Origin of the sequence: Ferrovibrio xuzhouensis (genome assembly GCF_042648965.1) — a bacterium.
In the GTDB taxonomy this organism is placed as follows: Bacteria; Pseudomonadota; Alphaproteobacteria; order Ferrovibrionales; family Ferrovibrionaceae; genus Ferrovibrio; species Ferrovibrio xuzhouensis.
Genome location: NZ_JBHRYJ010000007.1, coordinates 56,479 through 78,946 on the forward strand (window position 1 = coordinate 56,479; position 22,468 = coordinate 78,946).

Here is a 22,468-nt window from a genome sequence, read left to right on the forward strand (position 1 = left end):
TGCTACAGTTCCATGCCGTCATTGGGATCGAGCGAGACCTGGCGGGCAACGCCACCCATCGCGCGAGTCAGGCGCTGATTGCGTGCGGCGTCATCCTCAGTGTCATCGGGCAGACCGAACTCGAATTCGTTGTCGATCGGCGCCATCTTCTCGACGGGCTTCACCCGGCTGAGTTCAGGCTGATGGCGACGCTCGGACTCAGTCGAATCTTCTTCCTCGTCGGAGATGACCGTTGGGTCGGCGCTGTCGCTCGTGTCCGGGCGAGCCGGGATCCGCAGCCTGCTCCAGTCGTCCGGTCGACCTTCGGCGGGCCGTGCCAGTTCAGGTGGCGGCAGGATGCGTTCCTTGAAGCGGACATCCTCGTAGTAGCGCGCCTTCTTCGCCCGGATCGGCGGCGTTCCGGCGACCATGACGATCTCGTCGGTCGGCGGCAGTTGCATGATTTCGCCGGGTGTCAGCAACTGGCGCGCGGTCTCCGAGCGCGACACCATCAGGTGGCCGAGCCAGGGTGAAAGCCGATGGCCGGCGTAATTCTTCATCGCCTTCATCTCGGTCGCTGTCCCGAGGGCATCGGAGACACGCTTGGCGGTACGTTCGTCGTTGGTGGCGAACGAAACGCGGACATGGCAGTTGTCGAGGATCGAGTTGTTGGGGCCATAAGCCTTCTCGATCTGGTTCAGCGACTGCGCGATCAGGAAGCTTTTGAGGCCGTAGCCTGCCATGAACGCCAGCGCGCTCTCGAAGAAATCGAGACGGCCGAGCGCGGGAAATTCGTCGAGCATGAGCAGTATCCGATGACGCCCCGCCTTTGCCTGCAAATCCTCGGTGAGCCGGCGACCAACCTGATTAAGGATCAGGCGGATGAGCGGCTTGGTGCGGTTGATGTCGGAGGGCGGCACGACGAGGTAGAGGGTGGTCGGAAGCTTGCCACCCACCATGTCGTTGATCCGCCAATCGCAGCGCCGTGTCACCTCGGCCACGACAGGATCGCGGTAGAGGCCGAGAAACGACATGGCGGTGCTGAGCACGCCGGACCGTTCGTTGTCGGATTTGTTCAGCAACTCACGCGCGGCGCTGGCAATGACCGGGTGCGGTCCCGCTTCGCCGAGGTGGCTGGTCTTCATCATCGCGTCGAGGGTCGACTCGATCGGGCGCTTCGGATCGGAGAGGAAGGCGGCGACACCGGCGAGCGTCTTGTCGTCATCGGCATAGAGGACGTGCAGGATCGCGCCGACCAGCAGGGCGTGACTGGTCTTTTCCCAGTGGTTTCGCTTTTCGAGCGACCCTTCGGGATCGACGAGGATGTCGGCGATGTTCTGGACGTCGCGGACTTCCCACTCGCCGCGCCGCACCTCGAGCAGCGGATTATAGGCTGACGATTTCGGGTTGGTCGGATCGAACAGCAGCACGCGGCCATGTCGGGCGCGAAAGCCTGCGGTGAGCTGCCAGTTTTCCCCTTTGATGTCGTGGACGATGGCCGAGCCCGGCCAGGTTAGCAGTGACGGTACGACCAGGCCGACGCCCTTGCCCGACCGCGTCGGCGCGAAACACAGGACATGCTCGGGTCCGTCATGGCGCAGATAGTCGCGGTCATAGCGGCCGAGCACGACGCCATCGGGATTGAGCAAGCCCGCCGACTTCACTTCCTCCTTTTCAGCCCATCGCGCGGAGCCGTAGGTCGCGGCGTTCTTCGCTTCGCGTGCGCGCCAGACTGACATGCCGATGGCGACGGCGACGGCGATGAAGCCGCCCGACGCCGCGATCATCCCGCCCTTGGCGAAAACTTCCGGCGCATAGGCGTCATAGAAATACCACCACCAGAAGAAGGCCGGCGGATAGTAGATCGGCACGCCCAGGAGGACGAACCAAGGCGCACCGAGCTGAGCCTGGAAGCCGAGGCTCCATGCCACATATTGCGTTGCCGCCCAGGTGGTGAGCAGCACGATCAGGAAGACGACGGCGATCTGCCCCCAGAGGATTTTGGTCGCGGACATTGCAGCGGTCCTTTCTTGTCAGGTGATTAGAGGCCGAGCCCCCGCTTGCGGCCGAAACTCCAGTCGACGCCGCCGTCGCCGCGGGCGACGCCGGAGACGTGCTTGCCAAGCTGGCTTTCGAGGGACGGCGACCAGGGCACGAGCTGGAACCCAAGACCGTCATCGATCATGGCGAAGCGGCCGGATGCGAGGGTCAGGCGCTGGCGATAGGCGCCGGCGACGTATTCGCCATTGCCGGCCGGCTTGAACGGTTGGCCCGTTTCCTTCGCCAGCTTATCGGCCACGGCACCGACCTCGCGGCGGCGAAGCGTATCGATCAGGTTGCGGGTGAAGATGACGCGCCGGCCCTGTCGCTCGGCGAGACCTTCGCCGACCAGATGGTCCGCGCGTTGCTGCATCGCCTGCCGCACCTCGGCGCCGAAGCCGCCATCCGCCATGGCGATGGGCTCGCGGGCGATGGATTGTCGGTCGAGCCAGGTCGCGCCGGTGGCGCTCACTTGATGCTGGAGATCGAGATCTGAACGGACGGCGAGCGCCACGCGGCGTTCGTCGCGCGCATCCTCGAAGGTGCGCAACTCGACGATCGAACCCGGCGCGCTGTCGCCCGCCGCGTCGAGATGCGGCAGGCGAATATGATGGGTCCGGCCATCGACGCCATCGACCACGGCATAGGCAGTCCCCTTCAGCTCGTCGTCGAGGCCGCGTTCGACCAGGCGGCCGATGACGGGAGTATCGAGGCTTTCGCCAGCCAGGACGTAGTTTGCCGAGCCGCGTTCGATGCCGCGTTCCGTGAGCGCGCGGTGCAGCCGCTTGATGATGTCGCCGCGCTCGCCAAGTTCGCGCAGGACCGTTTCGGCTTCGGGTTTGATGAACCATTGCCCAGGACCGGCCTGTCCGGCGATGCCAAACACTTCCAGCCTGCGCAGCCGCCCGACTTTCAGGGTATGGAATTCGTCGGGCTGGCGGTCGGCATGCGGAGCAAGATCGATGATGCCGGATTTGCCGGCGTCGCGGACGAGCTGCCGGTCGAGCTGCGTCCAGCGCTCCGCCTCGATCTGGCGCTCGAGAGCGCGGCGGATGTCGAGATCGGTGCGTGGCCCCAGTTCCTGGGTGATGAAGTCGCGCGCTCGGTCGCGCATGCCTTCCTTGATGTAGTCGCGGGAAATCACGAGGTCCTGGCTGTCGTCGCGGACGCCGCGCACGATCAGGTGGATGTGAGGATGCTCGGTGTTCCAGTGATCGACCGCGACCCAATCGAGCCGCGTATCGAGGTCCTTCTCGATCTGGCCGATCAGATCGCGGGTGAAGGACTTCAGGTCCGACATCTCCACGGCGTCGTCCGGCGAGACGATGAAGCGGAAATGATGACGGTCGTCCTCACACCGCTGGGCGAAACTGCGCCCGTCCGCTTCCTCCGTGCCCGGCCCGAACAGCCGCGCCTTTTCTCCATCCCGGGTCACGCCATCGCGGCGCAGATAATCGAGATGCGTGCCGAGCGGTGCAACACGGCCGGAGTGCCGGACGACACGGGCCTTGATGACCGCGCCGCGTGTGCGCGCCGTGATCAGGCGGTTCGCCTGGATGCTGGCGCGCTGTCCTCGGCCAAAGCGCGAGCGACTGGCGGAGGTGATGCGCCCGGAACGCGAGACGCCGCCGCCGGCCTTTTTCGCCGCGGCGAGCGCCTGCGCGATGAATGGGCGGGCCGATTGCGCGCGTCTCGAGCGGATGCGCCCAGGCCGAACGCGAAACTCGTGGTCATCGGCCATGACGCGAGCCCGCAATGTGCGAAAATCCGCGCTGATACAGGATGTTGGGCGTCCAGCGCACATTGCGCCAGCGCGTGGCAACGTGCGGAGCGCGCCGGAAACCTGAGCAAAAACAACCGCCCGACCGACGCACAATGTGCGGCCTTTTATCCTGCCATCGTACGGTTGTTCTGCCTGCCTCCCTCCGTTGCGCTCTCCATGTTGCGCTGGGCCACGATAGAGCGCGAAAGACGCTTGCGGGGCTCATTGTGGCGCTCCCTGGTCGGAACGAGCGACGACGAGGGGCGCATTCGACCTGTCGATGGCATCGGGCGAACCCGCCGCGACGGAGGCGCGGCTATCGTCCGGATGCGTGTTGCCCGGCGGTGAAACGACTGAACCGGCGGCGGTGGAACGCACGACGAAAAGCGGCGCCTCGCGCCAATCGGGTGGCGGTGGCGGCGCAATGGACGGAGCGCTCGATGGCGACGTCGCGTCAAGCTGCGGAGCGAGCAGCGCGACGTAAGCGCGCGTTTCGGCCGGAAGTTTACGGCCCCTTTGAATGTAGTCGTCGTAGCGCGCCGGACCTGCATTGTAGGCGGCCAGCATCGCCGGGATGTTGCCGTAGCGGTCGTACATTTCGCGCAGGTAAGCCGTGCCCGCGTGAATGTTATCGCGCGGGTCATAAGGATCGCGGCCGAAGCCATAGCGCGCACGAAGCTCGGTCCATGTGGCGGGCATGACTTGCATCAGCCCCTGTGCGCCGGCCGACGATATCGCCCGCACATCGCGCGCGCTTTCGGCGCGCTTGACGGCGATGATCCAGTGCTCGGGAATGCCGAAGCGCTGGGAGGCTTCGACCACGAAGGCTGCGTGCGGATCGAGGGAGACAGTGCGTGCCGCCGGTGCTGACTGCGCGAGAGCCGTGCCGGTCGCGCCGGCCGCGAGGGCCAGGCCGGAAAGGAGAAGGAGAGCCATGCGCCGGGCGGCGTGATGCCGCCCATGCGCACTCCGATGGCTCGTCGATGGACGGCGAGCGGGCATCGGTCAGTCCTTCTCGGCGCGGTCGCGCGGACGCGACCAGTGCAGCGACCAGGAGGTCTTGTCGTCGCCGTTCTGGAAGAGATTGGCGCGGATCGGCTGCGGGAATGTAGGATCGTCGAGCTGGATCGAGACGAAGTCGCCGGCCTTGTCGCTGGAGCGTTTCCAGCCCGCGCCGATCTCTGGGCCTTCCTCGCTCTCGGCGTGAACGCGGTAGTCCGGCGCGTTCTCGGTTTCGCTCGCCTCCGCCGTCACGATAGCGACGGCAATGTCGAGGCTGAGCGTGCGTATGCGCCCGGAATAGCCGGTCTTCAGCTTCGTGAATTCTCCAATCTGTGTCATGCGGATCTCCTGTCGATTGTGCTGCGGTGATGAGATCGGCGGCGGTGCAAGCGCCGCTGGTCGCGCGCTCACCGCGTCGGCGCGCGCCATTCGAAGCGGCCGTTTCCTTCTTCGTCGGTCCAAAGCGGGACCGCGCGGCCGATGATCTGGTCAGTGGAGGTCTGGCCGAAGTAGCGACCGTCGAGACTGTCGCGGACCTCCCAGTTCATGAGGAAGACTTCGCCGGAGTGGATGCGGCGGCAGCCCTGCCAGACAGGCAGATCGCGTCCGATGCGATCCTGCTCCAGCGCCGCGCCGACCTCGATGCCATCGATGGTGATGGTGAGGTTCGAGCGGCAAACTGTCTGCCCGGAGGTGCCGAGGACGCGCTTGAGGAGCGGCACGCCCTTGGGCAGATAGCCGCGTGTCGCGAGAAAGGTCGCGAGTGGCTCGGGAACATCGACAGCGACGAGATCGGTGGCTTCGAACGGCCCGTCGAAGTCGATCGTGTAGAAGCCGATCGGCGCGCTGGCTGATGCGTTCCACATGAGCTTGATCGGCATCGGCGTGAGCGCCGGATAGCCGACGCCCATCGTGGCGAGCGCCGTGACGAGGAAGAGGCCGGGGCGCGTCACGGTTGGACCTTCCCGCGTAGGAGGAAGGCGCGGTGCTGTTCTGGCGTATAGGCGCGGGGCTGATGTCCGACCGCCATCTGGTTATGGACGTGCCGCCAGTGGTCCGGCGAAACGGCGTCCGCATCGATGCCGATGGCTTCAATGGCGTCGACATGGCGCAGCACGTCTTCGACCTTTGGCCAGCCCTCGATCTTGAGCAGTATCTCGCCGCCCGGCCGCACGAAGGGCAGCGTCTGGTGCGGCTCACCCGGTTCGACTGCGCGCACGATGTCGATGCGCGAGATGATGGTGCCGAAGTCGTTGCCTGCCCATCGCACGAAGGCAAAGACGGTGTTGGGCCGGAAGGAAACGACACGCCGGCGGCGGTCGAGGACCTGCTCGTGCGCCTCGTGGCCGAACCTGATCCAGTATTCGATCTTCTTTTCGATCCACGTCAGTTCGACATCGGTCATGTCGTCGTGGGAGAGCGCTGACGGCATCGTGCCGCGGCGCTCGCGGAGGGGCGCGACGCTGGTCACGAGGGGTCTCCTTGGGTCGGTGAGAATTCGCGCGCGAGGAGTTCGCGCAGCATGTCGGCGACGGTGACGCCGCGGCCGAAGGCGGTGATCTTGATCCGGCCGCGCAACTCGGGCGTCACGTCGATGGTGAGTCTGGCGGTGAACCTTGTGGCGTCGGGTGCGCGCGGCGTGCTTTCAGCGGCCTTGATCCATTGATCGGCATCGGCCGGCCGCGAGGCGAAACCGCGACGGGGGGATCGATCGTTCATGGTGCGCTCCCGTCGAGACGAAGACGGAGGAGTTCGTCGGCGAGTGCCGCGATTTCGCGGGCGGCCGATGTCGCGTCGTCGAGTTCGAAGGCCAAGCGACCGGTCTGCGCCGCAGCGGCGAAGACGATGCGCTGGCCGATGGTGGCGGCAAGAAGCGGCGGGTCGTGATCGGCCAGGGTCTCGGCCGTCTCCCGCGCAAGGATGGTACGCGCGCCGCAGCGATTGAGGACGAAGCGGGCGGCAAGCTCGGGGCGATAGATGCGCGCTTCCGAAAGCAGTGCCAGCATCTCAGCCGACGCCCAGCCGTCGAGCGGCGATGGCTGCACGGGGATCAGCACGAGATCGGCGGCGAGCAACGCGGAGCGCATGAGCCCGGCGACGCGCGGTGGTCCGTCTATGACAACGTGATCGACGTCTCGGGCCAGTTCGGGCGCTTCGCGGTGGAGCGTGTCGCGCGCCAGGCCGATGACACCGAAGAGGCGCGGCAGGCCCTCACGGCTGCGCTGCTCAGACCAGTCGAGTGCCGAGCCCTGCGGGTCCGCGTCGATCAGGGTGACACGCTTGCCGCGTTCGGCGAGTTCACCGGCGAGGTTGAGCGCCAACGTCGTCTTACCGACGCCGCCTTTCTGATTGAGGAACGCCACGATCATCGCGCACCTCCAGGCCGGGCACAGAGCGGAAGCTGATCGGTGGCGAGCGGCTCGCTTCCCTTCCGGCCTGCCTGGGCCGAAGAAGCGCCGAGAGCGGGTGCTTTGCCGGTGGCGCGGAGGTTCCTCGCGGCGGCGCGAATGAGGTTTTCCACATTGCGCGCGCGTTCTTCAGAGTTAGATTCTTGGTTAGACTCTAAGTTAGGGGCGCAATTTTGACCGTGATTTCTGGAGCTTAGGCCCGATTTGGGTTCCTGATAGCACGAGCATCGGGTTCCCGATGGCACGATAGTCCTGGTTCCCGATAGCACGAGGCCATCCACAGGTTTTCCACAGGCCGCCTGCGGCTCGAAGGCGAGAAGCGTGCGACCGCCGATCTCCACCTCGAGCGACAGGACGTAGCCGGGCAGCGGCTGACGCCGCACGATGTCGCGCAGCTCGAACGCGAAGCGTTTGAACGGGGACAGGCTACCGGATTTGAGGTGGAGATGGCGCAGCTCGAAACGCCAGCCGTCGCGCTGGCGGCCGCCATGCTTGCGCACGATGCGGTAGAGCCAGCGGTCGAGACCGCCGGTGAGTTGGAAATAGGCCGGATCGATGGTGAGGATGAGCGCGTCGTCGAGAACGGCTTTGTAGAACCAGTCGGGGACGATCAGCTCAATGCCGTCTGGCCGCCCGTATCGGTCGGTGCGTTCCTGCCATTCGTTGATCCACGAGAAGCGGTGTCGCCGTCCCTCGGCAGGCTGACGGATCGAGGTCGAGATTGTTGTCGATTGCAGGCGGTCCAATGCGGCTTTGAGGCGCTGATAATCGCGCACGGACGTGCCGCGTCCGACATAGGTGAGGATTTCGTATGGCGTCGCCGCCATGAGACGAGAGGTGCGCAGACCTGTATCGCGAGCTTCGACGATCTGGCTGGCGGCCCAGATCAGGATGTCGGCATCCCAGATCGTGGCCATGCCATGATCGGGAACTGCCTCGACGCGGATCGAGATGCCGCCTGCGGCGAAGTCGATCGGCGCGATACGGTGCGATTTGGAGAGGGAGAAGAAGGGATAGGCCATGAGATCCTGCGCATCTCGTGGCGCGAAGTCGCCAGGCAGCGCGCGAAACAGATCGAGTTGCCCACGCTCCGAAGGGCCGCGACGCTGCACCACCATGAAAGGGGCCGACCGCGATCAGCGTGCGTATCGGCCGGCGATCTGACCGGTCGGTAGCGCCTGACGCTTCGCAGGCAGAACGGAGCCGCGCGGATCGGAGGTCGAGGTAACAGCACCGCGTGCTGCCCAGGTTTCGAGATCGTCGACCGAATAGACGACACGTCCGCCGAGTTTGCGGTACGCGGGGCCGGTCCCGTAGGTGCGATGCTTTTCGAGCGTGCGGGCGGACAGGCTGAGAAACTCGGCGGCTTCCTTGGTCCGCAGGTAGCGTGGCGGGATCGCGGCGATATCGGGTCGCATGGTGCGGGCCTCCGTGGGGTTGCTGGGGGCCGCTGGCGATCAGCGGCTGACAACGACCACGGTGGCGGAGAACCGTCGGCGGGAGGGATGGGGAGCTTGGGGTGGCTAAATTTCCCACCCCTGCCATTCTGACGGCTAGGTGTCAGCGGCACGCATGTTGGTCACCGCCGGGATAGCCGACCGGACAAAAATGGCCCGGCGTTGGAGGCTCCGGTATTGTCAGTGGTCACCGGAACGGCCAATGCACGCACTTCGGGAGCAGCTCTGCTAATCCTGAAACCGGTCGTTCGCCGTGCAACCCTCTCGGCGGCAGAGCGCCACTTCTCGCCGTTCAATTGAATTTTTCGTGTGCTTGGAGGCGGGCATTCCCCGGGCGACCACAATTTGATGCAACTGACCGGGGCTGGGACAAAACCGCCATCGAAAGAAATTTTGCCGAACGGCAGATTCAACAGAGAGCGGTCATTCCAGACAAAGCTAGGTTGCGCCGATCTACACGCTGATGGTTAGAAACGTGTGTTTGCTGGGCCTCCCCGAAATCTGAATGGCCAACTCAGCCAAGATATGGCATCAGAACACCGTGACGCGGGCTCCGCGCTTGCCGCATTTCGTGCACTTGAGCCGAGTCTTTAGGCCTTCCAGGCTCAATCCCGCTGCGACGTACCGTTTAAGGTCATTTTTGGTGAGGATCGCGGGCTTACGACAGAAGTATCCGGAGCCGCATCTTACTAGCATCTCCAAGTCGTCTTCTATCCAGCCGCTCAGAGTGTCGGGCGACCTCGAAAGGCGTTCGATATCCGATCGCCACTGCTGGGTTTCGTCACTGTTCCAGTCGATCTGGATGGCGGCCGAGTTGGCCACGAACCGGTGCTTGCCCCTGTTTACAGTAGGCTCGTAGTCCTTGCCTTTATCCATAATGAGGTCGGCTTCGTAGAGGAACTCGCCATCCTTCTCGTAGGTGTAGTCGAAAAAGACTTGAATCAGATGTGGAGGATTCGTCTCGTCGCTTTTCTTTGTGATGTAGAGGCCCTGCGTCCCGCTGCCGTTCAAGTCCCGGCTGAATCTTATGCTAAGACCTCGGCAAAGTGAGAAGAAATAGCTGTGATCATGCATGGCCAGTGCCAATCTGGCTATGTCGTCGCACGTGATCTCCTGCATGGTAGGCCCATCATTCGGTAGCTTGATGGTTTCTCCCTGACGCACGCGCATGTCGCGGATGATCGGTTTGTCGGCGTACGCATCCATGATGTTTCCCGTGTTTGGTATCCAGTCGATCCCGTTTAGGGTTCGTTCGAATATTCGTCGATTCCCTACTGCGCATATGGCCGTGCATCAGAGGAGCGATTTCGTTTCGGCTTTATGCGTTAACAGCCTAATTCTTGTGCCAAGGCCCCGCTAGATTGACCGGAACGAAAGAGTCCGATTGGGGATTCCCAGCGGGTAGGCTCCGACGAGCGGGAGGCGACTGGCGGTTTCTAATAGCAAGGCAAGATTGCGGCCCCTCACGATTGCGCTGGCATGACGGAAGCAGCCGCAGCGGAATCTGGAGAAGTGATGGAAAACGCCGAAAGCAGGGTGGCAACGATCGCCGCTGAGATTCAGGATCTCGCACCGACCATCGCGGAACTGACGCAGCGGGTCAGGGCGATCATGGCCGAACCGCAGATCACCACCCTAGAAGGACGGGAGCGGGCAGAGACGCTATTGCCCTGCGAAATTGGAGCGGAAGCCCTTGGTCGCTGTCAGATCCTAGTGGCGAACAACGTCGTTGTCTTGGAAACGCTCGGTGTCATCTCTCTGACTCGGTACGTCTTCGAGTTGCTAGTATGGCTCAGGACTATCCAGGCGACGCCCCTGAAATCTCTTCGTTTTCTTATTCTTTCGCTGAAGGACGGAGAGGATCACACCTCGCAACATATCGCCCACCTAGAAGCCGAAGCTCAGTTCCTCGACGTCATCGCGGAGCGCGACGATCCGATACCGGGAATGATGGCGCTCCAAGAAGAGCATGGCGAGAACCTGACGGCTGAAATCGTCCGCAACGCTGAGAAGGCTCGGATGGACGTAATCGATTTCGAGGCTCGGCGGCATTTTATCGCCTACGCGGCCGACGCCAAGGTCAACGGCTATGGATTCCAAGCTCATCTGATCAGGAAGAAGGCGGTGATAGCAGCTCAGGCGAATCTCGAGACCAAGCGACAGGTACGCCTGGACTTCGTCGATCGTTTTAGTCAGTCGCTTATCGACGAGGCTGGCGGCGTATCGAAGTGGAATTGGTTCGATTCCGCGAAGGCCGTCGGTATGGAACCGGAGTATCAGTACATATACCGGTATACCTCGCGCCTGCTCCACGCGACTCCGACGAGCTTTTATACGACTTCCAAAAATCTCGAACTCACCGAAATGCGGTTGTTCTTGGAGTACGTCTATGTCCGTCTTCTGGACGTAATCGACGTCGTCACCGACCTTGCAGACCGTGCCGAAGCAAAGTGTGGCTGAACCTCGAACTGACACGGCAATGGGGCGCAGAGCCGCAGGGCAGCTTTTTAATCCGCGAATGGCGGGTGTTCTGGCGTGAGCTGTCATTCGCGAAGCGGCATTGGCGAAGAACGGCTTTCGCGTTCCCCGCTCCAGAAGGCGCCTGACGGATATCCACTCACAATTCGCCTTTTGACGCCCTTCCAGAGATGCGGAAACCAGTCAGCCTGCCGTCAAAGATGTGCAACATGCATACCTGCCGGCTGTCAGCTACGGCGGCGATGTCGGAGCAGCCGCAGATAGCCGCCGTCGATGAGCGCAATTCCGGCTTCGACAAAGGCGATGGCGGCGTCACGCAGCGACGATGTCTTCCAAGGTTCGCTATCAACGCGCGCCGCGCCGTAGATAGCAATGGCGATCTCGCGATAGGTGGCGCCGTTCATACGACCATCGGCGGCGCGCAGCCTCAATCGAAAGCGGCGACGCTGATCGACGGTCATGCGGGTGTCACGCGACAACGGACGTTTGAGCCAGGCACGCGAAAACCGTGCGATTGCGTCGATGCGATCAAGGAGATCGTCATCAATCGGAATGACTGCTGCGAGTTGATCGTTCGGGGATGTGTCGGGAAGAAAAAGGACCTGGAGGCCGCAATCGGGAAGATTGGTGTATGATCCTTCGGGACCGTTACGCTCCGCGGCGTACCTATCCGCGAGTGCGGTCTGGACGGAGGGCAGAAAGCCTGGCCGGCGCGTCAGGAAGATGATGGCTGGGTCGACTGATGGCGACCACATCACCTGCTGCTCCGCTGCGGAAAGACCTGGCCTTGCTGCGAAATCGTAACCCCCAATGCTGCTGCACTTCGCGAGGCAGCGGCAAGGTTTCGGCGCTGGCATCGACCAGGCTGGCGTATTGTTTCTGATAGGGAATGTGTCTGCGAAGGCATTCCCACGCGAGGCCTTCGATCGGCAGTGTATCGAAGAAATCGTAGCAGCGGTCGTTTCGCCAGTCTGATGTATCGGGCCTCATCGTATCAACTCCCCGCATGGTCCGCGTAAGTCGGGCGCATATTTTTTGCTGCACCGAGGGGGTGTTGGAAGTTTGAGGGATGGCATCGCGTGATGTCGAAAGGGCATCACGCGGTTTACGAACCTATCCGCCGTCGGCCCGACGAAGAAGGTGTCGATAACCGGTGTGAGTCATCCAGCGGGCGCGTGTCAGATGGCTGTCATGGAGGCGTCGGCAGCGTTCCGGCTCGTGAGCGGGATCGAGGCCGAACAGCACTTGTACAGCTTCCTCCCAATGGGCGCCGTCAGCGGCCGCATCCAGCAAACGCATGTAGAGTTTGGCATGCGATTTGTCGTAGTCGGTGAGCTCCTGCCCGGACGGCGCGATTTCCTCGAACGGTTCGATCATGGTGAAGACTCGGTGGATACACGACGTCTGTCACTTAACCATGTTTGGTCCGAAGCGGAGGCACTTTGAGCGCCAGCAGGCTTTGCTATCCACAGGTCAGCGTTAACCAGTAGATCTGTTTGGCCTGTTTCCGCGATCATCGACCAGCAGCACTCCTTGCCCTCGGTCGGTCGACAGGAAAACGATGCCAGCGGCTTCCAACGCCCTGCGTGCTTGATCGCGTGTCGTCTCGTACACATCGAGCCCGCTTTCGGATTCGAGGCGTTTGAGTGCTGTCAGCGATAGGCGGGCCTTGTCAGCGAGCGTCTCCTGCGTCCAACCCAGTAGCGCGCGTGCGGCCCGGGATTGTCGGGCGGTGATCATGCATGATCACCTCCCATCGCAACCGACGCGAGTTCCAGAACTACGGCTATTTTAGTCGTCCTTGCCCTTTTCCGCCAGCCTAAAGACCTTGCTGGAGGTCTGTGTCACGCCAGTTCGAACAGGCTGATTCGCCGGATCGATCTGAAGTTGTTGGTGCGCCCAAGATTCGGCTGGTCGATTTCGTAGTAAAACCGGGTAGTGCGCCTTCGGTCGTGTCGGGACTATGGGGGCAGGCACCAATACCTGGGAAGGCGGCCCCGGCCGTCCGGCCGGGGCCTTGTTTCGCCGCCTCAGTCGCCGCGGCGACCGTTGGGGCGGGACCAGATCAGCGAGTAACCCTCGCCGTCTTCGTCATCGAAGAGGTTGGCGTAGATCGGAGCGGTGAAGCTCGGATCGTCGAGCTTGAGGCCCAGATAGTCGCGGCCCTCGTTGGAGCGCTTGGACCAGGCGGCGCCGATTTCGGCGCGGCCTACCAGGATCCGATGGCTGGGGGCGTTCTCGCCGCTGGCACGCAGGTCGGGGACGATGCGGACGCCCTTGGACTGGAGGTTGAGGGTGACGATTTCGCCGGTGAACTCGTTCGAGCCGGTCTTCTTGAAGGTGCCGATGGTCGCCATGATAAGTCTCCGTTTTCCGTTTCGAGCCCGCGCCATTGCGGCCTCGATGGCGATCGACCGGCCGGAGGCGAGCGCCGACACATCGCTTGCGACCGCAGCGCAGCGGAGGATGGCGCAGGCGCGGCTTTGTTGTTTCGCGAGGAATGGCGGCTCTGCCGTCAGGGGAAGAAAGTCGAGACCAGCCGTTGTGGCATAGGCGCTCGAGGCGAAGCCGTCCTTCGGTCAGATCAGGCCATTGAAGAGGCCGTTTTGGAGCGGGCACTGGGAGGATGGATGACGGAGACAGTGGCGACCATCATACCTGGCACAGAGACCTGACCGGCAATCACAGGCGGACGATGCCCTTAACCAGGCCAAGGGGCTCATTTCCCTGTCCCGCCGGCCCTGACGGGATGCCTCGACACCGGGAATCTCTCGGCCGCAACTCAGTTGCCGTCCCCCCACGCGCTCCAACTTGCCGAGACCAGAGGGCACAGCCGGTGCTCCATATCCCCGCTCCGTACCGGGGCAACCCGATGATCCGGACGGCGATGCAATTTGCGCTCTCGTCCGCGGGACGGATGATGTGGGGTTAGGCCTGGGACATTTGCCCGGCCGATGGGCCGGGTGCCGCCATTTTGGTGAGGCGCGCGAAAGCGGCGATGCCGACCGCGACGGCTCCGATGACCGAAAACGCGAGCTGCCATGTCTCCGACGGCATGGTGTGCTTCACGATGCCGTGGGTGGCATGGAAACCTGCGACCACGGCCGGGGCGACGAACGCGGCAGCGACGAGCAGACGCGCCCAGGTCGGGCGCACCGTGACGAGCAGGATCTGGCCGAGGCCGAAAGTCAAACCGGCGGTGACAAATCCGACAAGGATAGCGCCGAGCCATCCCGCGCCGGTGCCATAGGCCCACATGCCAACGGTCACGCCCGCAAAGAATGGGAGCGCGAACACCGCAAGCGTGAAGAGGAGCCAGCAGAGGAAGCCGATGGCGGCGATGCTGAGCAGAATACTGATGAAGATCATGGTGGTGTCTCCGAACAATGTCAGACGGATGCGCCTCCACCACCACCATGGCGCGACAGCGAGATTAGCAGAAATCGTGTGGCCGCGGGAGCGAAACGCGCAGCGTCCGCCGTGTGTGCGATCCTGTTCGCCGCATGAGGCGAAAGGGTCGATTTCGCTGACGATGGCGGCTTCGTCGCCATCGTACTCGGCCAATGGTGTGACTGAGAGCGTGCCGTCGCCGGCGCGGAAGATGACGATGGCGGCCATCAGGGTGGTGGCGAGGCTGAAGGCGAAGGCGTGAGCGGTTTGGAAGGACATCGACCTGGCTCCTGCTTGAGCGGAGGTCCATCCCCCGCTGACAGGCGCCCGAAGAGTCCGGCCGACGGCCGCAATCACCGCGTGAGGCGAAGCCGCAGCGGCGGCACGCGCATGCGTAGTCCGACCCTTTACGGGTTGATGGCGTCAGGCCATCGGCTGGACCCAAGGATCAGCGTCTTGCAGCGGGGGTGGTCGTCCGGTCAGGAGGCCGTGTTGTCTGTTTGCCGCGAGGGCCGTTTCTGCCGGTTTGCCCGGCCCAACCCGCGTTGCCTGTGGCAGGTCGTCAGCGCTCTGCTCTCCAGGGGTCGATGACCTCAACGCCGGCGGCATCGAATGCGGTGGTGTCGCGTGTGGCGACGGCAAAGCCCTTGGAGGCCGCGATCGCTGCGATGTAGCCGTCGGGTGTAGGAAATCCCTTCCCAGCCGCGCGAGCTTTGACGGCAAGCTCGGCATAATGTCGAGCAGCACCGACGTCGAACGGCAGGACGCGATCCGCGAACAGCTCCATTACGCCGTCCAGAGCGTCGGCGAGCTTTTCCTTGCGCTTGCCGTCAGGAAGCGCACCGATCTTGAACATCAACTCCGCGATCGTGACGCTGGAGAGATAGAGCGTTTCCGCCGCCTGTTCGTCGAGCCAAACGCGCACGGTATCGTCGGGTGCGGGCTTCATCGCCTCGGACACGAAGTTGGTGTCGAGGAGGATCATTCGAAGCTCATCGGCTTGGTCGGCGTCTTGTCGCGCGCTTGGCCGAGCGCATCGACATCCTCATTGGTCAGCCCGAGGCGGCGGCTACGTTCCGCGAGAGCGCTGCCGAGCCGGAGGCGCGTATCGGGGCGGACAGCCGTCTCGAGGATGTCGCGCATTTCGGCCTCCGCGCTGCGGCCGTGCTGCGCCGCCCGCACCTTGAGGGCGCGGTGCGTCGCGTCGGGCAGGTTCCGGATCGTGACTGCGGGCATGATAGCGCCTCCTTCGGGATTGATAGCAATGATAGCAATATAGTGAAAGTGCCATCATTGTGCAAGTTGGCGGGTTTAGGCGGCGCTTATGCGCCGCCCGAGCCGAACCGATAGACCGGGATACCCATCTTGCGGGCTTTGTCGGCCAGATTGTCCTGAATACCCGTGCCGGGGAAGATCACGACCCCGATCGGCACGACGCTGAGCATCTGGTCGTTGCGTTTGAACGGTGCGGCCTTGGCATGCTTCGTCCAATCTGGCTTGAAGGCAACCTGCGGCACCTTGCGGCTGTCGGCCCAACGGGAGGCGATCATTTCGGAGCCTTTCGGCGAGCCGCCGTGCAGCAGCACCATGTCCGGATGCTTGGCGTGAATCTGATCGAGCTTGGCCCAGATATGCTTGTGGTCGGCGGTGTCTCCACCCGAAAAGGCGATCTTCGGGCCGGCGGGCACGAGCACCTCGGTATCCGCGCGCCGCTTGGCGGCGAGGAAATCCCGACTGTCGATGAGCGCCGCGGTGAGGTGGCGATGGTTGACCCGTGATCCGGCTCGCTGTGACCAGGGTGAGCCGGTGGCGATGCGGTAGCGTTCGGCAGCGGCTTCGCGGAAGGTTTCCATGCCGTCGCGCCGGTCGATCAGGTTCATGCCGATGTCGAGCAGGCGCTCGAGCTGGAGGGACTTCACCTCCGAGCCATCCTGTTCACGCTGAAGCTGCTTTTGCGCCTGTTCGTTGTCGTCGAGATTCCGTTCGATCCGGTCCACGGCACGGTGGAACATATTGACGGTCGACCAGAGTAGATCGGGGAGGTCGTAAGCGAGGCTGGTGTCGGTGATCGTGGCGACCAGGGCGTCGAAGATGTCGGCGACGGCGCCTTCGACGATGCGGTCTTCCGGTGGCGGGCGCTGGTCGAGTTCGTCTTCGGAGGGGCGGTAGCCGTGAAGCTGCAATTCCTGGATCAGGTGGTCGGTTGGGGATGATTCATGGTGCGGCTCGTAGTCGTCATGCTCGCTCATGGGATGCTCCATCGGTTGGACCGCGACCGTCGCGGCCTTCATGGCGACGAAGCTGTCGGACGGGACGGACCTGCACCCCGAGCGCAGCGAGAGGGCCGAAGCGCCAGCGGAGGATGGCGAAGGCCGGCGATTTTGTTTCGCGATGGAAAGGCGCGGCATGCGCCGCCGGAAAATCGTCGGCCGCAGCCATTGCAGATCCGGCCCGGCCGACGGCCGATCGCCCTCTCGAAGGCCGAGGCGCGGTCCTCTTGCCGTAGCTGACGCATCCTTGCGGGAATGGCGACAGCGCGCCGCCCTTCAGCCCTTTCCGGTTACGCTGCCAGGCTCATGAAGCGCGCCACGTCCTCCGGGGCGAGTTGCACCCGAACGCCTGCGCGGAGCGCATTGGTGCCGAGCCGCCTCAGATCCTCGTTGAAGTCCCCGAATGCCGGCGACAATGGAATGGCCTCGATTCCCTCAGCCTTCGCCCGTTCGATCAGCATGTCCCGCGCGCCGTCACCAGCCGGATCGTCATCGCTGACGATATAGAGCCGCCGCAAATTCGGCGGGAACAGGATGGCGGCCAGATGTGCCGCCGAGAGCGCCGGCGCCATCGCCATGTCGGGCAGGACTTGCCGGAGCGACAGCATGGTCTCGACACCTTCACCTGCCGCCATCACGCTGCCGGGCACACCGATGCGGACGGCAGCCCCAAGTAGATCGCCCATCGCCTTGCGCGGCGTATCGATCGGGGCTTTGTCCGAGCCGTCTGGCGCGAGCCAGGTGCGGTGCGCGCCGGTGATCTTGCCGGTAAGGTCGGTGACGGCGGCGATCATGGCGGGCCACGTCTCGGTCGGGCCATCATCGGGCTTGTAGTAGCAGCGCGGGTGGAAACGCAGGTTTCCGGTTCCGTGCAGAAGCGTAATGCCGCGTCGGCGCAAATACGTCTCTACGACGGTGCCGGCGATGGACTGCGACATGGCAAATAGCCGCCGTGCTGCTTCGGCCGATCCCGATGGTGCTGGAGCAACACCTTGGCGTGGTGCTGCGGGCTCAGGCTTAGTATGCGGCAGACTGAGGAAGATGCGGGCCTCGTCGGCTACGTCGGCGAAGTCGATGAGGCCGAGCGATTCACGGATCACGTCGAGAAGATCGCCATGTTCCCCGGTCGCGGCGTCCGTCCATTTCCCAGCGCGGCCCTTCGGGCTGTCCTTGAGCCGGACGAACATTGAGCGGCCCTTGGTGTTGCGGACGTCGCCAACCTGCCAATAATTGCCCTGGCGCTGGCCGTTCGAGAGATAGTGACGGCAGACCGCCTCGGCCTGATGGGCGAGACGGTGAGCCAAATCGGAAGCGTTCTGCCGTGCCATCACGCTGCCTCGCGCTCGCTGATCCGCTCGACTGGATAGGTGTCGAGCAGCTTGCCGAGGATGGCGGGACCGGAGGTGTCGACCGGAACGAAGAAGCGCAGCTTCCATGAGATGATCTCGCTGAAGAGGCCATAGGCGCGCAGGCGATGCCGCATGGCCTCGGTGAAGCCCGACAATTCGACCCGGTTCGCGCCCATGACGCGTGCACGACGAAGCTGGAGCCCGTCGGCAAGGTCGAGGATGGTGCGGCCGTCCACCAGAGCGGCGTAAGCCTCGTTGCTGGTGAGATTGCTCGTGCCGGTAGAGGCGGCGTTCGCGGCCCAGGCAGGCGAAACCCGCCGCCCGATGATGCGCTCGCCATCGTCGGTCTGGAGCCGATAGACCCGCGTCGACTCGTTCGGCAGACGCTTCCACACGGGCAGGAGCAAACCGCTGACCATGTGGATCATGCCCTCGGTGTAAGCTGGCACCTCGGCGACTTCGCGCAGCCAGATGGACGCGAACGTGTCGCGATCCGCCTCCTGCCAATGGCTGTCGTCCATCATGGCGATGGTTGCGTGATGTTGTTCCATGGGTCGGATCAGCCGGACGCGGCGTTCGATCTCGCCATCGTCGAGCATGATGGATGGCGCTGGCACCTGGACAGCAGCTCGTCCCGAACGCGCGTTGACGAGCAGCCGTGCCTGCGGATCGTCGAGCCAACCGAGCGCCGTATCGAGTGTGGTCGGCCGGTTCCGGCGACGCTCGCTTATGGCGAGCAACCGCGTTTGCGCAGACGTCGCCGGGTGGGTGTAGATGGTGGTGCGCTCGGTGACGACGAAGCTCTCCGCCGTCAGCGTTTCCAAGCCGACGTCATAGACGCCGCTGGCGATGGCCCCGGCCACCTTGGCGTCGAGCAGTTGCTCGAACGCGGTGAAGAGGATGCCCTGAAGCTCGATGGTCAGCGCCAGGAGGCGGTTCAGGAACGTGGTGATCGGAGGCAACTCGTCCTTGATGCCGCCCGCGTCCATCAGCTTCAGGCCAGTCGCGGCCTCGAAACGCCCCAGCGAGCAGCCACCGACCTTGCCGCGCACGATCAGAAGATAGAGCTGGCGCAGCGCGGCGCGGGCGTAGCTCGATTCCAGATTGTCCTCGGGCCGGAACAGGCCTTGGCCGCCGGTCTGGCGCTGGCCGCGCGTGATCGCGCCTAGCGTATCGAGCCGGCGCGCGATCGTGGACAGGAAGCGCTTTTCGGCTTTGACGTTCGTGGCGATAGGACGGAAGAGCGGCGGCTGTGCCTGGTTGGTGCGGTTGGTGCGACCGAGGCCCTGAATGGCGGCATCGGCCTTCCATCCCGGCTCGAGCAGATAATGCACCCGCAGGCGTTGGTTCTTCGCCGACAGCTCTGCGTGATAGCTGCGGCCTGTGCCGCCCGCTTCGCTGAACACGAGGATGCGTTTCAGGTCGTCCATGAAGGCGGCGGTTTCGGTGAGGTTCGCCGATGGCGCCCGGTTTTCCACGGCCAGACGCTCACCCTTGCGGACGATGCGCCGGGAGCGCCCCGTCACCTCGGCCACTATATCGGTGCCGAAGCGCTGCACGATCTGGTCGAGCGCGCCGGGGACTGGTGGGAGCGATGCGAGACGTTCGATCAGCTCGTCACGGCGCGCGACGGCTTCGCGGCTCTCGACGGGCTGGCCGTCGCGATAGACCGGGCGGGAGGACAGATTGCCTTCGCCATCGGTGAACGGCTCGTAGAGCTGGACCGGAAAGGAGTGGGCCAGATAGTCCAGAACATATTCGCGCGGCGTAATGTCGACGCGAACGTCGTTCCATTCCTCGGTCGGGATCTCGGCCAGCCGGCGTTCCATCAGCGCTTCGCCGGTCGAGACGATCTGCACGACGGCGACGTGTCCATCCTCAAAATCGCGGTTGATGGAGCGGATAAGCGTCGGGGTCTTCATCGACGTAAGCAGATGGCCGAAGAAGCGCTGCTTGGCGGATTCGAAGGCCGAGCGCGCGGCGGATTTGGCCTGCCGGTTCAGCGTGCCGTCGTCGCCGGTGATGTTGGCGGCCTGCATCGCGGCATCGAGATGGTTATGGATGACGGCGAAGGCCCCGGCATAGGCGTCATAGATGCCGCGTTGCTCGTCGGTCAGCGCGTGCTCGACCAGCTCATATTCGACGCCATCATAAGAGAGCGACCGCGCGGTATAGAGGCCGAGCGAGCGAAGGTCGCGGGCGAGCACCTCCATGGCAGCAACACCGCCGTCCTCGATGGCTTCGACGAATTCGGCGCGGGTGGCGAAGGGGAAATCCTCGCCGCCCCACAGGCCGAGACGCTGGGCATAGGCGAGATTGTGAACGGTGGTCGCGCCGGTGGCGGAGACATAGACGACGCGTGCGTTCGGCAGGGCGTGCTGGAGCCGGAGACCCGCGCGTCCCTGCTGCGAAGCGGCGACATCGCCGCGTTCTCCCTTGCCGCCAGCGGCATTGGCCATGGCGTGGCTCTCGTCGAAAATGATCACTCCGTCGAAATCGGAGCCCAACCAATCGACGATCTGGCGGACGCGCGAAACCTTCTCGCCGCGGTAGTCGGAGCGCAGCGTGGCGTAGGTTGCAAATAGGACGCCTTCCGACAGCGTGATTGGCTTGCCCTGGGCAAAGCGCGACAGCGGCGTGACCAGCAGGCGTTCCATGCCGAGCGCGGACCAGTCGCGTTGCGCGTCCTCGATCAGCTTGTCGGATTTGGAGATCCAGACGGCCTTACGGCGACCGCGCAGCCAGTTGTCGAGGATGATGCCGGCAGACTGGCGGCCTTTGCCCGCTCCGGTGCCGTCGCCGAGCATGAAGCCACGCCGGAAACGCACGCTCTTCTCGGCGTCGGTCGGAGCGGCCTGGACGAGATCGAAGGTCGCATCGACCGTCCATGATCCGGCGAGAAAGTCCGAATGGGCCTCGCCGGCATAGATGACGGTTTCGAGCTGGGCGTCCGACAGCAGATCGGTGATGCCCGTCGGTAGCATCGGCCGATAGGCGGGCTTGGGCGGCGCGATGCTCGCCATGGCCGCCGATTGCACGAGCTTGGTGGGATGCGCCTGAGAGCCGGAAATGCGGATCGACTGCAATCCGTATTCTTCATAGATCGCATCTGTGAGGTGTGCCCCCTCGGGCGGCGTCCAGTCCACGGTGTCATAGGCGAGTTCGACGCCATCCGGGTCGATGGACGACGGCGCGGCCGGGCGTGCGGTGGTAGTGCGCGCGAGATAGCCGCGCACGGTGCGGAGCGCTGAGCCGAACAGGGGCTGCGCGGATTCGGGCAGTGTGACCGGCAGGCGCGGTGGAACCTGCGCCTCGATCCAGGCGAGCAGCGTGGCGACGTCGGGTGCGATACCAGCGGATCCCGGGAACAGGGCCGGATCTTCGGCGGGCAGCTTGTCGATGACGGTGAGCCGCGTCTCGATGGTCGTGCCGTGCTTGGCAAAGACCGAGCCGTCGATCGCCGCGGTGAACACGACGCGGCCGCGCTCCTGAAGCCGCATGAAGGCGTCGCGCCATGCGGGTTGCTCGGGACCGAAGTTCGCGCCGGTGATCGCGACAAGACGCCCACCCTCGGCGAGCCGCGCCAGGGCCGAGGCGACATGACGATAGGCGGCGTCGGCCACGCGGCCGGAGACATTCGCCATCACCGAGAACGGCGGATTCATCAGGACGACGGAGGGAATGGCGCTCGCCGGGAGGTGATCGTCGATCTGGGCGGCGTCGACGCGCGTTACGGCAAGGGCCGGGAAGAGAGCGGAAAGCAGATCGGTACGGGTTTCCGCCAGCTCGTTGAGGAGCAGCGAGCCGCCGATGATCTCGGCAAGGATGGCGAGAAGGCCCGTGCCGGCCGAAGGCTCCAGCACGATGTCGCGCGGCGTGATCGCGGCGGCGGCAATGGCTGCGAGACCGAGCGGGACCGGCGTCGAGAATTGCTGTAGCGCCTGGCTTTCCTCGGAGCGACGGGTGTGCGTCGGCAGGAGGCCGGTGATTTTCGACAGGGCGGAAAGCCGTGCAACCGGAGTGTCGGCTTTACGGAAAAGCGCACGTCCGTATTTGCGGAGGAACAGTACGGTCGCGCATTCGCAGGCTTCATAGGCCGTCTTCCAGTCCCAGACGCCAGTCGCGTCGGAAGCCTCGGAGGCGGTCTCCATAGCCGTGCGGAGACTGGCGCTGTCGACCCGCTGTCCACGTTCGAGCAAGGCGAGAAGCCGATGGGCGGCGGCGATGATGGCGGACGCACGGACGATCGGCGCAGCCGGAACGGCGACGGGTGACATGATGTTCATGGGTTGGAATCTCGGGAGAGCAGGAACGGGAGGGTCCGAACGGCGCT

Annotated in this window: 23 protein-coding genes; 1 reads left to right on the forward strand and 22 read right to left on the reverse strand. The window is 64.0% G+C overall.

Features of this window, described 5'->3' with window-relative positions; genetic code table 11:
* Positions 1-2: 2 nt before the first annotated feature.
* The 11 genes from ACFOOQ_RS21275 to ACFOOQ_RS21325 form a co-directional block, all read right to left on the reverse strand.
* Positions 3-1,994 carry a conjugal transfer protein TraG gene (locus ACFOOQ_RS21275; RefSeq protein WP_379729723.1) on the reverse strand — a complete coding sequence of 664 codons (1,992 nt, stop codon included), beginning with the start codon at positions 1,992-1,994 and terminating at the stop codon, positions 3-5.
* Positions 1,995-2,020: 26 nt separating this feature from the next.
* Positions 2,021-3,760, reverse strand: coding sequence for a relaxase/mobilization nuclease domain-containing protein (locus ACFOOQ_RS21280; protein ID WP_379729724.1), 1,740 nt, complete (start codon positions 3,758-3,760; stop codon positions 2,021-2,023).
* A 243-nt stretch (positions 3,761-4,003) separates the two neighbouring features.
* Positions 4,004-4,717 carry a lytic transglycosylase domain-containing protein gene (locus ACFOOQ_RS21285; RefSeq protein ID WP_379729726.1) on the reverse strand — a complete coding sequence of 238 codons (714 nt, stop codon included), beginning with the start codon at positions 4,715-4,717 and terminating at the stop codon, positions 4,004-4,006.
* 69 nt (positions 4,718-4,786) lie between these two features.
* The gene (locus ACFOOQ_RS21290; RefSeq protein WP_120218166.1) at positions 4,787-5,122 is read right to left on the reverse strand and encodes a DUF736 domain-containing protein; all 336 of its coding nucleotides are present in this window, start codon (positions 5,120-5,122) and stop codon (positions 4,787-4,789) included.
* A 68-nt stretch (positions 5,123-5,190) separates the two neighbouring features.
* Entirely contained in the window at positions 5,191-5,736 is a 546-nt protein-coding gene (locus ACFOOQ_RS21295; RefSeq protein WP_120216238.1) for a S26 family signal peptidase, read from the reverse strand.
* On the reverse strand, positions 5,733-6,254 hold the full coding sequence (locus ACFOOQ_RS21300) for a DUF2840 domain-containing protein (protein ID WP_449265829.1): 522 nt from the start codon (positions 6,252-6,254) through the stop codon (positions 5,733-5,735). The genes ACFOOQ_RS21295 and ACFOOQ_RS21300 overlap by 4 nt, the downstream gene beginning before the upstream one ends.
* Positions 6,251-6,502, reverse strand: a complete 252-nt coding sequence (locus ACFOOQ_RS21305) for a hypothetical protein (RefSeq protein ID WP_379729727.1) — start codon at positions 6,500-6,502, stop codon at positions 6,251-6,253. Before ACFOOQ_RS21305 ends, ACFOOQ_RS21300 begins: the two co-directional genes overlap by 4 nt.
* Positions 6,499-7,152, reverse strand: a complete 654-nt coding sequence (gene parA, locus ACFOOQ_RS21310; protein WP_120216236.1) for a ParA family partition ATPase — start codon at positions 7,150-7,152, stop codon at positions 6,499-6,501. Before parA ends, ACFOOQ_RS21305 begins: the two co-directional genes overlap by 4 nt.
* The gene (locus tag ACFOOQ_RS21315) at positions 7,149-8,309 is read right to left on the reverse strand and encodes a replication initiator protein A (protein ID WP_379729728.1); all 1,161 of its coding nucleotides are present in this window, start codon (positions 8,307-8,309) and stop codon (positions 7,149-7,151) included. Before ACFOOQ_RS21315 ends, parA begins: the two co-directional genes overlap by 4 nt.
* Positions 8,310-8,327: 18 nt before the next feature.
* The gene (locus ACFOOQ_RS21320) at positions 8,328-8,609 is read right to left on the reverse strand and encodes a helix-turn-helix transcriptional regulator (protein ID WP_113480787.1); all 282 of its coding nucleotides are present in this window, start codon (positions 8,607-8,609) and stop codon (positions 8,328-8,330) included.
* A gap of 570 nt (positions 8,610-9,179) precedes the next feature.
* The gene (locus tag ACFOOQ_RS21325) at positions 9,180-9,854 is read right to left on the reverse strand and encodes a hypothetical protein (RefSeq protein WP_379729730.1); all 675 of its coding nucleotides are present in this window, start codon (positions 9,852-9,854) and stop codon (positions 9,180-9,182) included.
* A 273-nt stretch (positions 9,855-10,127) separates the two neighbouring features.
* Between ACFOOQ_RS21325 and ACFOOQ_RS21330 the strand changes: the two genes are divergently transcribed.
* Complete coding sequence (locus ACFOOQ_RS21330) at positions 10,128-11,108, forward strand: hypothetical protein (RefSeq protein WP_379729731.1); 981 nt, start codon at positions 10,128-10,130, stop codon at positions 11,106-11,108.
* Positions 11,109-11,353: 245 nt separating this feature from the next.
* Here ACFOOQ_RS21330 and ACFOOQ_RS21335 read toward each other — a convergent pair whose 3' ends face one another.
* The 11 genes from ACFOOQ_RS21335 to ACFOOQ_RS21385 form a co-directional block, all read right to left on the reverse strand.
* Complete coding sequence (locus tag ACFOOQ_RS21335) at positions 11,354-11,881, reverse strand: DUF2285 domain-containing protein (protein ID WP_197715663.1); 528 nt, start codon at positions 11,879-11,881, stop codon at positions 11,354-11,356.
* Complete coding sequence (locus ACFOOQ_RS21340; RefSeq protein ID WP_379729732.1) at positions 11,793-12,134, reverse strand: transcriptional regulator domain-containing protein; 342 nt, start codon at positions 12,132-12,134, stop codon at positions 11,793-11,795. Before ACFOOQ_RS21340 ends, ACFOOQ_RS21335 begins: the two co-directional genes overlap by 89 nt.
* Before the next feature lie 105 nt (positions 12,135-12,239).
* On the reverse strand, positions 12,240-12,503 hold the full coding sequence (locus ACFOOQ_RS21345; protein WP_120216232.1) for a DNA -binding domain-containing protein: 264 nt from the start codon (positions 12,501-12,503) through the stop codon (positions 12,240-12,242).
* A gap of 102 nt (positions 12,504-12,605) precedes the next feature.
* A complete protein-coding gene (locus tag ACFOOQ_RS21350) occupies positions 12,606-12,866 on the reverse strand; it encodes a helix-turn-helix transcriptional regulator (protein WP_120216231.1) in 261 nt (86 codons plus the stop codon).
* 290 nt (positions 12,867-13,156) lie between these two features.
* On the reverse strand, positions 13,157-13,483 hold the full coding sequence (locus tag ACFOOQ_RS21355) for a DUF736 domain-containing protein (protein WP_113480781.1): 327 nt from the start codon (positions 13,481-13,483) through the stop codon (positions 13,157-13,159).
* 571 nt (positions 13,484-14,054) lie between these two features.
* On the reverse strand, positions 14,055-14,795 hold the full coding sequence (locus ACFOOQ_RS23305) for a hypothetical protein (RefSeq protein ID WP_449265830.1): 741 nt from the start codon (positions 14,793-14,795) through the stop codon (positions 14,055-14,057).
* Positions 14,796-15,078: 283 nt separating this feature from the next.
* The gene (locus ACFOOQ_RS21365; protein ID WP_120216229.1) at positions 15,079-15,501 is read right to left on the reverse strand and encodes a type II toxin-antitoxin system VapC family toxin; all 423 of its coding nucleotides are present in this window, start codon (positions 15,499-15,501) and stop codon (positions 15,079-15,081) included.
* The gene (locus tag ACFOOQ_RS21370; protein ID WP_120216228.1) at positions 15,498-15,752 is read right to left on the reverse strand and encodes a FitA-like ribbon-helix-helix domain-containing protein; all 255 of its coding nucleotides are present in this window, start codon (positions 15,750-15,752) and stop codon (positions 15,498-15,500) included. Before ACFOOQ_RS21370 ends, ACFOOQ_RS21365 begins: the two co-directional genes overlap by 4 nt.
* 86 nt (positions 15,753-15,838) lie before the next feature.
* The gene (locus ACFOOQ_RS21375) at positions 15,839-16,765 is read right to left on the reverse strand and encodes a DUF2493 domain-containing protein (protein ID WP_120218164.1); all 927 of its coding nucleotides are present in this window, start codon (positions 16,763-16,765) and stop codon (positions 15,839-15,841) included.
* A 311-nt stretch (positions 16,766-17,076) separates the two neighbouring features.
* Positions 17,077-18,114 (reverse strand): DUF7146 domain-containing protein, encoded by a 1,038-nt coding sequence (locus ACFOOQ_RS21380; RefSeq protein ID WP_379729733.1) that lies wholly within the window; start codon positions 18,112-18,114, stop codon positions 17,077-17,079.
* Positions 18,114-22,421, reverse strand: a complete 4,308-nt coding sequence (locus ACFOOQ_RS21385; RefSeq protein WP_449265831.1) for a strawberry notch-like NTP hydrolase domain-containing protein — start codon at positions 22,419-22,421, stop codon at positions 18,114-18,116. Before ACFOOQ_RS21385 ends, ACFOOQ_RS21380 begins: the two co-directional genes overlap by 1 nt.
* Between the last annotated feature and the right edge of the window lie 47 nt (positions 22,422-22,468).

What these genes read in the sequence shown, in the direction of transcription:
- ACFOOQ_RS21275 (WP_379729723.1), bottom strand. Translation starts at nt 1,994, where the DNA reads ATGTCCGCGACCAAAATCCTCTGGGGGCAGATCGCCGTCGTCTTCCTG.
- ACFOOQ_RS21280 (WP_379729724.1), bottom strand. Translation starts at nt 3,760, where the DNA reads ATGGCCGATGACCACGAGTTTCGCGTTCGGCCTGGGCGCATCCGCTCG.
- ACFOOQ_RS21285 (WP_379729726.1), bottom strand. Translation starts at nt 4,717, where the DNA reads ATGGCTCTCCTTCTCCTTTCCGGCCTGGCCCTCGCGGCCGGCGCGACC.
- ACFOOQ_RS21290 (WP_120218166.1), bottom strand. Translation starts at nt 5,122, where the DNA reads ATGACACAGATTGGAGAATTCACGAAGCTGAAGACCGGCTATTCCGGG.
- ACFOOQ_RS21305 (WP_379729727.1), bottom strand. Translation starts at nt 6,502, where the DNA reads ATGAACGATCGATCCCCCCGTCGCGGTTTCGCCTCGCGGCCGGCCGAT.
- parA (WP_120216236.1), bottom strand. Translation starts at nt 7,152, where the DNA reads ATGATCGTGGCGTTCCTCAATCAGAAAGGCGGCGTCGGTAAGACGACG.
- ACFOOQ_RS21315 (WP_379729728.1), bottom strand. Translation starts at nt 8,309, where the DNA reads ATGGTGGTGCAGCGTCGCGGCCCTTCGGAGCGTGGGCAACTCGATCTG.
- ACFOOQ_RS21320 (WP_113480787.1), bottom strand. Translation starts at nt 8,609, where the DNA reads ATGCGACCCGATATCGCCGCGATCCCGCCACGCTACCTGCGGACCAAG.
- ACFOOQ_RS21325 (WP_379729730.1), bottom strand. Translation starts at nt 9,854, where the DNA reads ATGGATGCGTACGCCGACAAACCGATCATCCGCGACATGCGCGTGCGT.
- ACFOOQ_RS21330 (WP_379729731.1), top strand. Translation starts at nt 10,128, where the DNA reads ATGACGGAAGCAGCCGCAGCGGAATCTGGAGAAGTGATGGAAAACGCC.
- ACFOOQ_RS21335 (WP_197715663.1), bottom strand. Translation starts at nt 11,881, where the DNA reads ATGTGGTCGCCATCAGTCGACCCAGCCATCATCTTCCTGACGCGCCGG.
- ACFOOQ_RS21340 (WP_379729732.1), bottom strand. Translation starts at nt 12,134, where the DNA reads ATGCGGGGAGTTGATACGATGAGGCCCGATACATCAGACTGGCGAAAC.
- ACFOOQ_RS21345 (WP_120216232.1), bottom strand. Translation starts at nt 12,503, where the DNA reads ATGATCGAACCGTTCGAGGAAATCGCGCCGTCCGGGCAGGAGCTCACC.
- ACFOOQ_RS21350 (WP_120216231.1), bottom strand. Translation starts at nt 12,866, where the DNA reads ATGATCACCGCCCGACAATCCCGGGCCGCACGCGCGCTACTGGGTTGG.
- ACFOOQ_RS21355 (WP_113480781.1), bottom strand. Translation starts at nt 13,483, where the DNA reads ATGGCGACCATCGGCACCTTCAAGAAGACCGGCTCGAACGAGTTCACC.
- ACFOOQ_RS23305 (WP_449265830.1), bottom strand. Translation starts at nt 14,795, where the DNA reads ATGTCCTTCCAAACCGCTCACGCCTTCGCCTTCAGCCTCGCCACCACC.
- ACFOOQ_RS21365 (WP_120216229.1), bottom strand. Translation starts at nt 15,501, where the DNA reads ATGATCCTCCTCGACACCAACTTCGTGTCCGAGGCGATGAAGCCCGCA.
- ACFOOQ_RS21370 (WP_120216228.1), bottom strand. Translation starts at nt 15,752, where the DNA reads ATGCCCGCAGTCACGATCCGGAACCTGCCCGACGCGACGCACCGCGCC.
- ACFOOQ_RS21375 (WP_120218164.1), bottom strand. Translation starts at nt 16,765, where the DNA reads ATGAGCGAGCATGACGACTACGAGCCGCACCATGAATCATCCCCAACC.
- ACFOOQ_RS21380 (WP_379729733.1), bottom strand. Translation starts at nt 18,114, where the DNA reads ATGGCACGGCAGAACGCTTCCGATTTGGCTCACCGTCTCGCCCATCAG.
- ACFOOQ_RS21385 (WP_449265831.1), bottom strand. Translation starts at nt 22,421, where the DNA reads ATGAACATCATGTCACCCGTCGCCGTTCCGGCTGCGCCGATCGTCCGT.